General features: G+C 58.8%; 13 protein-coding genes. 5 read left to right on the plus strand and 8 right to left on the minus strand.

Going from position 1 to position 13,794, the window contains the following annotated elements:
- Positions 1-40 precede the first annotated feature (40 nt).
- The 3 genes from AC2FF8_RS09750 to AC2FF8_RS09760 are packed head-to-tail and all read left to right on the plus strand — an operon-like array spanning position 41 to position 2,273.
- Positions 41-1,102, plus strand: a complete 1,062-nt coding sequence (locus tag AC2FF8_RS09750) for an Mrp/NBP35 family ATP-binding protein (RefSeq protein ID WP_170344655.1) — start codon at positions 41-43, stop codon at positions 1,100-1,102.
- Positions 1,099-1,797: a biotin/lipoate--protein ligase family protein gene (locus tag AC2FF8_RS09755; RefSeq protein ID WP_496879570.1), complete on the plus strand. Its 699-nt coding sequence runs from the start codon at positions 1,099-1,101 to the stop codon at positions 1,795-1,797. The genes AC2FF8_RS09750 and AC2FF8_RS09755 overlap by 4 nt, the downstream gene beginning before the upstream one ends.
- On the plus strand, positions 1,794-2,273 hold the full coding sequence (locus tag AC2FF8_RS09760; RefSeq protein ID WP_496879571.1) for a DUF6505 family protein: 480 nt from the start codon (positions 1,794-1,796) through the stop codon (positions 2,271-2,273). Before AC2FF8_RS09755 ends, AC2FF8_RS09760 begins: the two co-directional genes overlap by 4 nt.
- Here the strand turns inward: AC2FF8_RS09760 and AC2FF8_RS09765 are convergent.
- The 8 genes from AC2FF8_RS09765 to acs all read right to left on the minus strand — a co-directional run bounded on the left by AC2FF8_RS09765 (position 2,270) and on the right by acs (position 11,659).
- Entirely contained in the window at positions 2,270-2,770 is a 501-nt protein-coding gene (locus AC2FF8_RS09765; protein WP_170344652.1) for a flavin reductase family protein, read from the minus strand. The genes AC2FF8_RS09760 and AC2FF8_RS09765 overlap by 4 nt on opposite strands.
- Positions 2,771-2,858: 88 nt before the next feature.
- Positions 2,859-4,271, minus strand: a complete 1,413-nt coding sequence (locus AC2FF8_RS09770) for a 3'-5' exonuclease (RefSeq protein WP_170344651.1) — start codon at positions 4,269-4,271, stop codon at positions 2,859-2,861.
- 2 nt (positions 4,272-4,273) lie between these two features.
- A complete protein-coding gene (locus AC2FF8_RS09775) occupies positions 4,274-4,792 on the minus strand; it encodes a hypothetical protein (RefSeq protein WP_170344650.1) in 519 nt (172 codons plus the stop codon).
- 27 nt (positions 4,793-4,819) lie between these two features.
- On the minus strand, positions 4,820-6,643 hold the full coding sequence (locus tag AC2FF8_RS09780; RefSeq protein ID WP_496879572.1) for a DUF294 nucleotidyltransferase-like domain-containing protein: 1,824 nt from the start codon (positions 6,641-6,643) through the stop codon (positions 4,820-4,822).
- 108 nt (positions 6,644-6,751) lie between these two features.
- Positions 6,752-8,536 (minus strand): sodium:solute symporter family protein, encoded by a 1,785-nt coding sequence (locus AC2FF8_RS09785; RefSeq protein ID WP_170344648.1) that lies wholly within the window; start codon positions 8,534-8,536, stop codon positions 6,752-6,754.
- 5 nt (positions 8,537-8,541) lie between these two features.
- Positions 8,542-8,823: a DUF4212 domain-containing protein gene (locus AC2FF8_RS09790; RefSeq protein WP_170344753.1), complete on the minus strand. Its 282-nt coding sequence runs from the start codon at positions 8,821-8,823 to the stop codon at positions 8,542-8,544.
- 180 nt (positions 8,824-9,003) lie between these two features.
- The gene (locus AC2FF8_RS09795; protein ID WP_496879573.1) at positions 9,004-9,687 is read right to left on the minus strand and encodes an adenylate kinase; all 684 of its coding nucleotides are present in this window, start codon (positions 9,685-9,687) and stop codon (positions 9,004-9,006) included.
- A 7-nt stretch (positions 9,688-9,694) separates the two neighbouring features.
- Positions 9,695-11,659 carry an acetate--CoA ligase gene (acs, locus tag AC2FF8_RS09800; protein ID WP_170344646.1) on the minus strand — a complete coding sequence of 655 codons (1,965 nt, stop codon included), beginning with the start codon at positions 11,657-11,659 and terminating at the stop codon, positions 9,695-9,697.
- Between the two features lie 428 nt (positions 11,660-12,087).
- Between acs and AC2FF8_RS09805 the strand changes: the two genes are divergently transcribed.
- Together AC2FF8_RS09805 and AC2FF8_RS09810 are read left to right on the plus strand one after the other, a co-directional pair.
- The gene (locus tag AC2FF8_RS09805; protein ID WP_496879574.1) at positions 12,088-13,104 is read left to right on the plus strand and encodes a C4-dicarboxylate TRAP transporter substrate-binding protein; all 1,017 of its coding nucleotides are present in this window, start codon (positions 12,088-12,090) and stop codon (positions 13,102-13,104) included.
- Between the two features lie 57 nt (positions 13,105-13,161).
- Positions 13,162-13,791 carry a TRAP transporter small permease gene (locus tag AC2FF8_RS09810; protein WP_170344644.1) on the plus strand — a complete coding sequence of 210 codons (630 nt, stop codon included), beginning with the start codon at positions 13,162-13,164 and terminating at the stop codon, positions 13,789-13,791.
- Positions 13,792-13,794: the final 3 nt, after the last annotated feature.

Below are 13,794 nucleotides of genomic sequence, written 5' to 3' on the forward strand. Positions count from 1 at the left end.
TGCGCGCCCCTGTCAGCAGGGCACATCAAGGGGAACAAGCATGAGTGTTCGTGACGCGGTTCTGGCGAACCTGAAAAAGATCACCGACCCGGTATCCGGGCAGGACATCGTAAGCGCGGGCATCGTGCGCGCCCTGAATGTAGATGGCGACACGGTACGCTTCGTGCTTGAGATCGACCCGAAGCACGCGGAAAAGATGGAACCCGTCCGCGCCACGGCTGAAAAGGCCGCTCAGATGGTGGAGGGCGTTGCAAATGTTTCGGCCTTGATGACCGCGCATTCCGATAAGGCCCCGCCGGAACTGAAACCGAAACCCAAGCCATCGCAAACCGGGCCGCAGGCGGTGCCGGGTGTGGATCGGATCATTGCCGTTGCGTCCGGCAAGGGTGGGGTAGGCAAATCAACCGTTTCGGCCAACCTTGCCTGCGCATTGGCCGCAGAAGGTCGGCGTGTGGGTCTGCTGGACGCCGATGTCTACGGGCCGTCGCAGCCCCGGATGCTGGGTGTCTCGGGCCGTCCGGCCAGCCCTGACGGCAAGACGATCCTGCCGCTGCGCAACCACGGCGTCACCATGATGTCGATGGGTTTGATGACCAATGAAGGTCAGGCGGTTGTCTGGCGCGGGCCGATGCTGATGGGTGCGCTGCAACAAATGATGAGCCAGGTGCAATGGGGCGCGTTGGATGTTCTGATCGTCGATCTGCCACCCGGTACAGGCGACGTGCAACTGACGCTGAGCCAGAAGTTCCAGGTGGACGGAGCCATTGTCGTCTCGACGCCGCAAGACGTGGCCCTGATCGATGCCCGCAAGGGGATCGACATGTTCAATCAGCTCAAGACACCCATCATCGGGATGATCGAAAACATGTCCACGCATATCTGTTCGAACTGCGGGCATGAAGAACACGTTTTTGGTCATGGAGGTGTCAAGTCCGAGGCAGAGGCGCTGGGCGTGCCGCTGCTGGGCGAAATCCCCTTGCATCTGGACATCCGGGTCGCCGCTGACGGAGGCGCGCCCATCGTGGTCAGCAAACCTGACAGCCCGCAGGCCGAGGCGTTCCGCAAGATCGCCCGCGACATGATTGCCAAAGGCAACGCATGAGCCAGCCGGTTTTCCCACCCTTGCTGACGGGCCACCCGGTTCAGGGTGGGGAAGACCCGTTCGAGCGCGCGCAAGCCATGGCTGCGCTGGGCTGTGATGCGGGGACGGTTGTCTACAATATTCAGGCGGATTTCCTGCGGGTGGCAATTGTTTTCGCCCCCGAGGTGCCGTTGCAGGATGCGGTGGTGATGTTGCCACTCTGCGCTGTGGGATTCCAGAACGCGCTGGGCGCTTTGGCCCCACCAGAGGTTGCGGTGCATCTGGGTTGGGATGGCCTGATTTGCGTGAACGGGGCGCGGTGCGGCCGGCTCCGCGCGGCAGCGTCGACATCAATGCCCGAGGAAGAGCCGGACTGGCTGGTCGTCGGTTGGGAGCTGACGCTGTTGCAAACCAGTGATGCGCCGGGTGAAACCCCAGACATCACCGCGCTGTACGATGAAGGCTGTGCCGAGGTTTCTGCAACGCAGCTGGTGGAAAGTTGGTCACGGCACATGTTGACCTGGCTCAACCGTTGGCAGGAGGATGGCAACGCGTCCTTGCACGCCGAATGGATGGGCCTGCTGCGCGGCGTGGGCGAACCGCTGATCGATGGTGGCGTATTCCTTGGAACGGATGAACGTTTCGGGATGCTGATCCGCGACGGGGTCGATACGCATCTGCGCCCCCTGACCGACTTGTTGGAGAACCGAGAATGAAACTGGCCCGAGCGATCCATTTCGACGAAAGCGACATGAACGTGTTTCATTCCCCGGCGCGCACCGGTGAGTGGTGCGTTTCGGGCGGGTTCGAGTTTTCGAACTGGGGTCAGGGTGATCTTGAAGGCAAGGCGCGACAGGCCTTTGCGAACGGTTGGCTGGGATTGGAAACCTTTGGCCGGGTAACTTTTGTGGCCGTGACGCAGATCGAAGCCGCAGAGAAAAACCAGATCACGCGTGATCTGGCCGAACATTTTGTGCAGTTCTATGGCGCACCTTCGGTCGAGGCCGCAATGGGCGTTGCGCAAGCTGAAATCGACCACATGTCAGAGTTGTGCGAAGACCATACGGCCAACACGCTGTTGACCGTCGCAAGGGAATTGACCGACACAGGCGTGCACGAAGCTTTTCGGGTCATCACTCCACAGGACGCGGAGCTGGAGGCGTTGGCGGTTCACGGTTCGCTGGACGATTAGATCAGGTCGACAAACCCGCCGAACTGCCCGCGTTTGAAGATCAGCCCTTTGCCGGTGCGATACATGACCTGTTCCACCTGACCCACGATGATCAGATGATCCCCGGCGTCATGACGGGCATGAAGGCGGCAATCGAACCGGGCCAGACACTGGGCCAGATGCGGACGCCCGGCCTCATCCTCGGTCCAGTCCGCATGTGAGAAATCCGCCCCATCGCGTGCAAACCGCAACGCCTGTTCCTGCTGATCTTGCGCCATGACGTGGATCGAATAGAGATCACAGGTACTGAACGTATCGAATCGGAATGATTCCTTGGCCAGACACCACAGGACCAGTGGCGGCTCCAATGAGACCGAGGCAAATGAATTCACCGTAATGGCACGCGGACCGTTGTCGGATTGCGCGGTAATTACCGTGACGCCGGTGCCAAAGCATCCCAGCGCTTCCCGAAAGGCGGGGCTTTGATCCGGGGTCGGTGTAAAGGTCTTTTCGGTCATTGCGCGCTTAATCCTTGGCCGCGCATCAGGTGCCATGCGCCGCCCGGATTGTCCATGAAAAGCTGACTGCCGGGTGCAATTTATGCCGTCAGTTCAGATCTTCCAGCAAACGACCATGTTTGCGGGTTTCCATGATCACCTCTCCAAAAGTCGTCAGGCCACGGGCTTGCAGGATCGGCAGCATCTTGACCAATGCCTCGGCCGTGGCGACCGCATCGCCAAGTGCAGTATGGCGCAACGTTTCGGGGATCGTGATTTCCAGCCGTTCACACAAGGCATCCAGTGTGTGCGTGTCGCTTGCCCCGAACAGCACCGCAGACAGCAAGACCGTGTCGAGTATCGGATGATCCCATTCAACACCCATCCGATCGGCATGGCGGCGCAGGAACGCCATGTCGAACGGGGCGTTATGCGCCACGATCACCGCGTCACGCGAAAACTGATGAAATACGCGCCCGGCTTCGGCAATATCGGGCGCGCCCTGAACCATGCGATCGCTGATCTTGTGTACCTTGGTCGAGGCAGGTGGAATGGGAATGCCGGGATCAACCAGCATGTCCAGATGCTCACCCTGAACGATTTTGCCGTTCAGAACGCGTACTGCGCCGATCTGCACGATCTCATCCTTGTGTGGCAGCAAACCGGTTGTTTCCGTGTCGAAGACCACGAAGCACAGATCCGACAGGGGGCGGTTCTCGAACGCATCATCCCCCGGCGTATTGAGAAGTTCGAAATCATAGACCAGCGGGCGGGCATCATCTGGTGACATTTGCGCTGCGCTGTCTTCGAAGACCAACATATACCCGGGTGCATCCCCCAAAGGTTTCATCCGGGCGGAATATGTCTGCCGCCCATCCACGCTGGACAGGGTGCAATAGACGTCCTTTCCGGTTTTGCACATCTTGGCATAAGCGTCTGTCAGGCCGGTGGCTTCGAGATATTCGAAAAGAGAGGCGTTCAGACGAGGATGCGCGATCTGGGCGAGAACCTCGGCGGCCTGCCCATCGTACAGAACGATCTGGTGCTTCGGACTGGCCAGCAGCATGGCCACGGGGATCTCGGTCAACAGGGCGGTCAGGCGTTGTTTTTCTGCGGCCAGATGCGCGGTCTCGGCGGCCACGGCCTCGGCTGTGCGCATGGCGTTCGAGGCGAGTTGTTCCGCCAATCCCGCCGCAGCCGGGGCAAGATCGCCCAGATAACGCGCGGCTTGCATGTCCAGGTCGGTGCTTACACCGGCATGTGCACGGGCACGCAGCTGGGCGGAAAGCCGTTCGATCGGTTTGGCGACGTTGTCGTCAAACAGCAGCCAAACACCTGCAACCAGTGCCAGCAATCCAAATCCGATCAGGATTTCAGCAAAGACGAAATCATTCAAAAGATCAGGATTTCCCGCGCGGGAATAGGTGATCCAGAGAGCGGTGGCACTTATCGCAACCCCTCCAAAAGCAAGGAGGCAGAAGAACAGAAAAATTCTGAGCCTCAAACTCAATCCGGTCAGCATGATCACACCCCGCAAGTGGCTGCGATGACGGGGTCATTGGCTCCGGCTGCAATCCAGTCAGCGTTCACCAGACGCCCGTCCTCGGCAAATTCGGCACCATCCGCCAGGTTGGCGCGGCGGTTTTCTGCACAGTTCACGGCCACCGGCAGTTTCGAAACCGGAGCCCAGCGGCCAAAGAAGTAAAGATCGACAAGCCGTTGTTCCGGAACGTTTTCATTTGTCCGCACAGATACGGTGTCGATTGCCGCAAAGCGATCAACGAATGGCACCGCGTAGGTCCAGGGACGATAAAATGCGCGGCTTTCGACTTCTTGCACGATTGTCATCTCTTCGGGCAGTTGGTCGCGCGTGCGGTCATACCAGGAATATTCGCTGGTGATGGTCATTCCGATCATACCGAGGCCAGCCGCAACCGGAGTGGTCCATTTCGGCAAACGTCCTCCGGTCAGCTTGTTCAACAGAAGAACGATGCCTGCAAATGCGATCCCCGCAAAAACCGTGCCGATCAGTTCCAGAAACATGTGGTCTCTCCGTTCCTCAGACGCATGTCAGCCCAGCATTCCCTTGCCGTGGCCAACTGCCGATTGCATCGTTTTTACCACCACGAAAGCATCACGCAGATGACTTCGCTCAAAGTCCGACAATTCGGACGGTGGCAGGTAGTTGTCGGGCATCGCTCCGGATTTAACCAGCCGAACCTGATGTTCCAGCCGGGTTTCTGCGATCAGATCATAGGCATCCAGCAGGTCACGCGCACCAGAGGGGCTGAGCACACCGCTGGACTCGGCTGCTTTCAGGCGGGCGCGGGTGTTGGCCTCGGTCAGTTCGCCTTGCAGCGCGTAGATGCGCGCCAGATCGACGACGGGAACCACTCCGTTGTGTTTCAGATCCAGCGTGTTGCGATGCTCGCCCGAGCGGATCGTCGCGAAACCGCGCAGCAGGCCCAAAGGGGGCGTATGTTTGAGCGAGTTCGAAATCATGTGCGCGACGAAGATCGAGTTTGCCCTGGCCGCTGCCAGAGTGTCCGCTTGCAGATCGGCAAACAACTCAAACGCGCCGCCGATGGGGCGCAGGTCGAACATGACCGAGGCCAGCATTTGCGCCTCGGGGTTTGGCTTGGCAATCCAGCCCTTGAAATAGTCGCGCCAGACACGAACCGGCTGACACCAGCGCGGATTGGTGGCCATCATGTCGCCGGGGCAGAAAAAATATCCGCAGACGTCCAGCCCGTCAGAGACGAATTTGGCCAGTTTGGTGAAATAGGACATATCGGCGTCGGTGACGCTGTCATCCAGCATCAGGCAATTGTCCTGATCGGATACGCCGGTCTGTTCTTGCCGCCCCTGTGAGCCGCAGGCAAGCCACAAATAGGGTACAGGGGGCGGCCCCAGTTCGGTTTCAGCCAGTTTCAGCAGGCGGCGGGTAACGGTGTCGGCAATATCGGTGATCAGCCGCGTGACAATCTCATGCCGGTTCCCACCAGCAACCAACTGAACCAGCAACTGCGGGATTTCCGCCGTCACCCGCGCCATTTCTTCGGCACTGTCGGCCTTTGCGATCCGACCAACCAGCTCGGCCGAGTTGACGGCCTGATAATGGGTCAGATCGGTCTGTGTCACGATCCCGACCAGACGACCGCCTTCGGAAATCGGGATGTGGCCAATGCCGCGCTCCATCATGATGTGAAGAACATCCGAACCGACATCGCTGGGCGACAGGGTCACGGGGTTTGCGGTCATGATTTCGGAAACCCGTGTGGTTGCGGGCAATCCGTCGGCAACAAATTTGCCCGAAATGTCCCGCAGGGTGGCGATGCCCTGCAACTTTTCTCCATCGGTCACGCAAAGCGACGAGATATGTTTGTCGCGCATGATCCGTGCCGCTTCCTGAACCGACGTGTCCGCAGGGCAGGTGGCGGGATTGCGTGCCATCAGAACGTCAATCGAACTGGTCGCAAGGCTTTGGGGGCCGCTGCGATCACCTCGGGTTCGGTTGAAGAATTTGGCGACGACGTCGTGGTTGTCGATCAAACTCCGCACCAAATCCGGTGGCAGCACCACCAGGACCGATGGTGTATGCGCGCGGGCTTTGGTGGCGGCCTTGCCGTCTCTCAGCAGGCCGCGCTCACCAAAGGAATTGCGCAACCCCAGATGAGAAACAACTGCACCGTTCTCGTCGGTGATCTCAACCTGTCCTTCATAGATCACGAACACACCGGGCAGGGTATGGCCGAGTTCATAGACTGACGCGTTTTCCTCAACCTCCCAGACCTCGATCTGCTTGACGATCTGGTCCAGCGCGTCAGCGGGCAATGCGTCATAGGGATGAACGGATTTCAGAAACCGGGCAATTTCATCGTGGGACAGGGGCATCTGATGTCTCCGGTGTTCTGGTTAAAAAATCCCGCCCGGTGGTGTGCCGGGCGGGAACAGTGGATCGAAAGACGCGGTCGAAGGCAAGTGCCGACAACCGCATCATACTCAGTGATCCTGAGCTGCGCCCGCACCACGGGGAATGCGTACGCTTTCGACCAGATCCTTGATCTCCTGCGGAGTTTCCTTGGTCATGCCTGCAACGATGTAGGCCGTCGCAAAGTTGACCATGGCACCAATCGCGCCGAACGAGGTCGACTTGATCGGACCCAGCAGGGGGTCTGCATCGGTGAACGAGTTGGTGCCCGGAATGAACAGCCAGCCCTTGTGCAGGAAGATGTAGACCAGGGTGACGGTCAGACCAGCCAGCATGCCTGCGACCGCGCCGGTGTTGTTGATGCGGGTCGAGAAGATCCCCATCATCAGCGCCGGGAAGATCGAAGCCGCCGCCAGACCGAAGGCCAGCGCCACTGTCTGCGCCGCAAAGCCCGGTGGGTTCAGACCCAGATAGGTTGCGACAACGATGGCAACAGCCATTGCGATCCGCGCCGACAGAAGCTCGCCTTTTTCCGAGATCTGCGGGTTGATCGCACCTTTGATCAGGTCATGCGACACAGCCGACGAGATTGCCAGCAGCAGACCCGCTGCGGTGGACAGGGCAGCCGCAAGACCACCAGCCGCGACCAGACCGATCACCCAACCCGGCAGGTTGGCAATCTCGGGGTTGGCCAGAACCAGGATGTCGCGGTTGAACTTGGTCAGCTCGTTACCGACCCAGCCTTTTTCTTCGGCAAGTGCCTGCATGTCGGCATTCTTGTCGTTGTAGTACTGGATCTTGCCGTCGCCGTTCTTGTCTTCCCAATCCAGCAGACCGGTTTTCTGCCACGTGGCCATCCAGTCATAGCGGGCGTCATTGTCGATTTGTTCAACAGACACAGCTCCGCCTTCGATGCCGCCATTGGGCCACATCATGTCACTGATGTTCAGACGCGCCATGGCACCAACCGCGGGGGCGGTCAGATACAGCAGAGCGATGAAGACCAGCGCCCAGCCAGCAGACCAACGTGCGTCAGCCACTTTGGGAACGGTGAAGAAGCGCATGATGACGTGCGGCAGACCCGCCGTACCGATCATCAGCGACAAGGTGAACAGCACCATGTTCAGTGTGTTCGAGTGGTGGGCCGTGTATTCATTGAAGCCCAGCTCGGTCACGATGGCGTCCAGCTTGGTCAGCAGGGGTTCACCGCTGGCGGTGTCACCAAACAGACCCAGCGCCGGAACCGGCGTGCCGGTCAGCTGCAACGAGATGAAGATCGCCGGAATGGTGTAGGCGGTGATCAGCACGCAGTACTGAGCAACCTGGGTGTAGGTCACGCCTTTCATTCCGCCAAACACCGCGTAGGCAAACACAACCGCTGCACCGATCAACAGGCCCGAGGTGTTTGACACTTCGAGGAAGCGGCCAAAGGCCACGCCGACGCCGGTCATCTGACCGATCACGTATGTAACCGAGGCAACGATCAAACAGATCACCGCAACGATACGCGCGGTCTGGCTGTAGAAGCGGTCGCCGATAAACTCGGACACGGTGTACTTGCCGAATTTGCGCAGATAGGGCGCAAGCAGCAGAGCCAGCAGCACGTAACCACCGGTCCAGCCCATCAGGAACGAGCTGTTGTCGTAGCCGGTGAAGGCAATCAGACCCGCCATCGAGATGAACGAAGCCGCAGACATCCAGTCTGCCGCCGTTGCCATACCGTTGGTGACAGGATGGATGCCGCGACCCGCAGCGTAAAATTCAGATGTGGACCCCGCCCGGGCCCAGATCGCGATGCCGATGTACAGCGCGAAGGATGCGCCGACAAACAGCAGGTTGATGGTAAACTGATCCATGGGGTTTACTCCTCAACACCGTATTCGGCGTCTAGCTTGTTCATGCGCCAGGCGTAGTTGAAGATCAGCACCAGGAAGACCAAAATCGATCCCTGTTGTGCGAACCAAAAGCCCAGATCGGTTCCGCCGACGGCGATCCCCGACAGCATCGGACGCAGCAGAATGCCGAATCCAAACGACACCAGCGCCCAAATCGCGAGGCTGATGTAGATGAGGCGCAGGTTGGCCTGCCAATAGCCCTTGTCGGACTCGGCAGTCTGCGCGGAGTTTGTTGAATGATCCGCCATCGCGGGTTCCTCCTTCGCTTCCTCGTTGGACGGCCCGATGCCTACATCCTCCAGTGCGTCGGGCCGCTTCTCACTTGCGCCAGACGCCACGTGACGTCAGGCAAAACTTCACCAGTCCGCCAAGGCGGTCTTTTGAAGTATTCTGTTTGGGATCAGAGCCTTGCGGCTCTTATCCACCCCCTAATTCATTGCTTCGCCAACGATCCCTTCAAGTTCATTGGCAATGTCTTCGATCCTGCCCATGGCGTTTGCACGCTTCAGCACGCCCTGACCGTCATAATAGGCGATCAGTGGTGCTGTCTGCGCGTGGTACGCTGCAAGGCGCGAGGCCACCGTTTCGGTATTGTCATCCGCGCGGCGCTTGAATTCGGTATGACCGCATTTGTCGCATTTGCCTTCGTCGGCAGGCTTCTTGAACTGGTCGTGGTACCCTTCGCCACAGCCGGCGCAGGTGTAGCGGCCCGAAATACGGGTCACCATTTCTGCGTCTTCCACCTCGAGGCTGATCGCGGCGTTGATCTTCTGGCCGTTGGAGGCCAGCAGGCTGTCCAGCGCTTCGGCCTGAACCGTCGTGCGCGGGAAACCGTCCAGAATGACGCCCTTGGCGCAATCCGGCTGTGCCATGCGGTCGCGCAGGATGGCGATGACGATCTCGTCGCTGACCAGATCGCCGGCTTCCATTACGGCCTTTGCCGCTTTGCCGGCTTCGGTTCCGGCCGCGACGGCTTCGCGCAGCAGGTCACCGGTGCTGAGTTGAACAAGTCCGAATTTCTCTTCCAGCATCCGGGCCTGTGTACCTTTCCCGGCACCCGGAGGGCCGAGAAGGATGACAACGGCGGGCGTGGTGATCGTGGCAGCGTCCATCACATCCTCACTTGTTCGCACGGTTTTCGATCAGGTCTTCGACCACCGACGGATCGGCCAGTGTCGAAGTGTCGCCCAACGATCCGAAATCGTTCTCGGCGATCTTGCGCAGGATACGGCGCATGATCTTGCCCGAGCGCGTCTTCGGCAGGCCGGGTGCCCACTGGATCACATCCGGAGACGCAATCGGGCCGATCTCGGTGCGGACCCATGTGCGCAGCTCTTTCATCAGCTCGTCCGAGGGCTCGCGATCATTCATCAAGGTGACGTAGCAATAGATGCCTTGCCCTTTGATTTCATGAGGGTATCCAACCACGGCAGCCTCGGCCACAGCAGCATGCGCAACCAGCGCGCTTTCCACCTCGGCCGTGCCCATGCGGTGACCGGACACGTTGATCACGTCATCTACACGACCGGTGATCCAATAATCGCCATCTTCGTCGCGACGGCAGCCGTCACCCGTGAAGTAATAGCCTTTGTAATCCGAAAAATAGGTTTTCTCGAACCGCTCATGATCGCCCCAGACGGTGCGCATCTGGCCGGGCCAGCTGTCTTTGATACACAGAACGCCCTCGACACCGTTGCCTTCGATTTCGACACCGGATTGCGGGTCCAGAACCACCGGTTCGATGCCAAAAAATGGCTTCATGGCCGATCCGGGCTTCATCGCATGTGCGCCAGGCAGCGGCGTCATCAGGTGGCCGCCGGTTTCGGTCTGCCACCAGGTGTCGACGATGGGGCATTTGCCTTTGCCGACAACGTCGTTGTACCAGGTCCAAGCCTCGGGGTTGATGGGCTCGCCCACGGTGCCCAGGATGCGCAGGCTGGACAGGTCGCAATTTTCGACGAACTCGTTGCCCTGACCCATCAGCGCGCGGATTGCGGTGGGGGCGGTGTAGAACTGGTTCACCTTGTGCTTTTCGCAGACCTGCCAGAAACGCGAGGCATCGGGATAGGTCGGCACGCCTTCGAACATCAGCGTGGTCGCGCCATTGGCCAGCGGCCCATATACGATATAGCTGTGGCCAGTCACCCAACCCACGTCCGCAGTACACCAGTACACGTCACCTTCGTGATAATCGAATGTGATCTCGTGTGTCATCGCAGCATAAACCAGATAGCCGCCGGTCGTGTGCACAACGCCCTTGGGCTGACCGGTCGAACCCGACGTGTAAAGAATGAACAACGGATCTTCGGCGCTCATCTCGGCCGGCGCACAGTAGTCGTCCGCCTCAAGCGCCATTTCGTTGTAGTCATAGTCGCGACCGTCGATCCAGGTGGTCTGACCGCCAGTGCGCTTGACCACAAGGCATTTCACTGTGTCCTTGCAGTGCAGCAGGGCGGCGTCTGCGTTGGATTTCAGAGGCGTTTTGCGACCACCGCGCGGGGCCTCATCTGCCGTAATCACGACCTTTGCGTCGCACCCATTGATCCGTGCGGCCAGAGCGTCGGGCGAGAAGCCCGCGAAAACGATCGAGTGAATTGCGCCGATCCGCGCACAGGCCAGCATGGCATAAGCGGCTTCGGGGATCATCGGCAGATAGATGACGACGCGATCGCCCTTGCGGACACCCAGGGATTCCAGAATGTTGGCCATCCGGCAGGTGCGCCGGTGCAATTCTGCGTAAGAGATATGCTGGGCCGGGTCATTCGGATCATCCGGTTCCCAGATGATCGCGGTCTGGTCGCCGCGGGTTTTCAGATGACGATCCAGGCAGTTGGCCGATACATTCAACGTGCCATCGGCATACCAGTTGATCTTGACCGAACCAAATTCGTAACTGACGTCCTTGACCTGAGTGAAGGGCTTGATCCAGTCGATGCGCTTGCCTTGCTCGCCCCAGAACGTGTCGGGGTCGCTGATTGAGGCTGCGTACATGTCGGCATACTTTGCGGCATCGACATGCGCACGAGCGACGGTTTCTGCGGATGGCGGATAAGTCTTGGCATCTGCCTGGGCAGCGGTGGTCATCTTTGAGGCTCCTCCCTCTGGACTGGATTGCATGTGGATTTTTTGCCTGTCATTCAGGCAATGTCGATCCTGTTCCTCCCCAAGTTTGAATATTACCGCGTTCTGAAAATAAATAAATAAATTGGTGTAATCCTTGGATTTCTTTGTAAAGAAATTTTTGCAATGTGGATAGATTTGTAAAAAACTTGGAAAGAAGATCGTCAAAATATAGTGAAAACAAAAGCTTGAATGTAATGAGAATTGTGGGTGCTGCCTGTCAATTGCGTTTGCAAGGACGGCTGAGCTCAGCGCTTCTGTCGTTTTAGGTCATTTTGGGTCTACTTCCCAAAAATTACGCAAATCCCGGACAGGGTTGGCACGATCGAATGTTGGCGCTAGCTTGATCGACAAGCGCCTCGGTAGGGGGCGCACCTATGGGAGACGAAACTATGAAAAAGATGTTGAGCGGTGCCGCAATCGCCGCCCTTGGCGTTGCTTTTGTGACCGAAGCCGCCGCAACGGAATGGAACGCATCCGTCTGGGGCAAGCGCCGCGCCTTTACGGAACATGTAGAAAAACTGGCCGAACTGGTCAGCGAGAAAACCGGTGGCGAATTCACCATCAATGTCAGCTATGGCGGGTTGTCCAAACCCAAGGAAAACCTGGACGGGATCGAAATCGGCGCCTTCGAGATGGCTCAGTTCTGTGCCGGCTACCACCGCGACAAGAACCGGGCGATCACCGTATTGGAATTGCCGTTTCTGGGTGTGAACAACTTGCAGGAAGAAGTTGCGGTCAGCCATGCGGTATACGACCATCCGGCAGTCAAGGAAGAGATGGCACAATGGAATGCCCGCATCATCATGACCTCGCCAATGCCGCAGTATAACCTTGTCGGCACCGGCGAGCCGCGGGATGAACTTGCTGAATTTGACGGAATGCGGGTCCGGGCGACCGGTGGCCTTGGTCAGGCCTTCGAGGCGGTCGGAGGAGTGCCCACATCGGTTCCAGCGACAGAAGCCTTCAATGCGATGGAATCGGGCGTCGTCGACACCGTGGCCTTTGCCCAGCACGCGCACCTGTCATTCGGGACGATCAACGAAGCGGACTGGTGGACCGCGAACCTGAATCCGGGAACGGTGAACTGCCCGGTTGTCGTCAACATCGATGCCTACGAGGCGCTGCCAGCCGAACATCGTGAAGCTCTGGACAGCTCGATCGATGAAGCGATCGACCATTACCTGGCGAATTATGGCGGCCTGCTCGAACAATGGGACAGTGTCCTGGAAGAAAAGGGTGTCCAGAAGGTCATGATCGACGACACGGTAATTGAAGAGTTCCGCACGAAGGCCGCTGATCCGATCCGTGAAAAATGGATTGCGGACATGACCGCACAGGGTCTGCCGGCGCAGGACCTTTACGATCTTGTCCAGACGACGCTGAAGCAACAGCGCGGCGGCAACTGATCCACAAGGCCGGGTGCTTTCAGGGCGCCCGGCAACAAACAACAAGGAATCACCGGAATGGCAGGACAAGCCACGGTTCTGGTAGACGGCAGCCGTCTGAGCCAGCTGGATCAGCGTTTGCTCGTGCTCGAACGGTTTCTGGCACTGATCAGCGGATTGGCGGTTTTTTCACTGATGGTGTTGGCCGTCGTGTCCGTCAGTGGTCGGAATGCACTGAATGCTCCTTTGCCGGGCTATGTTGACTGGATAGAACAGGCGATGCCTCTCATCGCTTTTCTGGGCATTTCATATGTTCAGCGCGATGGGGGGCATATCCGTATGGATATCGTCATTTCCCGCTTGCACGGACGAGCGTTGTGGCTGTTTGAACTGCTCTCGGTGGTTCTGATCCTGATCCTGATGCTGGCTCTGGTTTGGGGCAGTTGGTCTCATTTCGACCGGTCGTTTGATTTCGGCGCCCCAATGTGGAGCCGGGACAGTTCGATCGACATCGGCATTCCCTTGTGGCCGGCCAAGCTTCTGGCACCCGTTGCATTTTCCGTTCTCTGCCTGCGCCTTGCGCTGCAAGTCTGGGGGTATGGCCGGGCATTCTGGCTGGGGCTGGACGCTCCGGCGGCCGTTCCGTTGATACAGGATGCAGCGGCGCTGGCAGCGGCCGAGGCCGAACAGTTCGAAGGGCAGGACTGATAC

It is taken from the genome of Ruegeria sp. YTSA144, assembly GCF_059610125.1.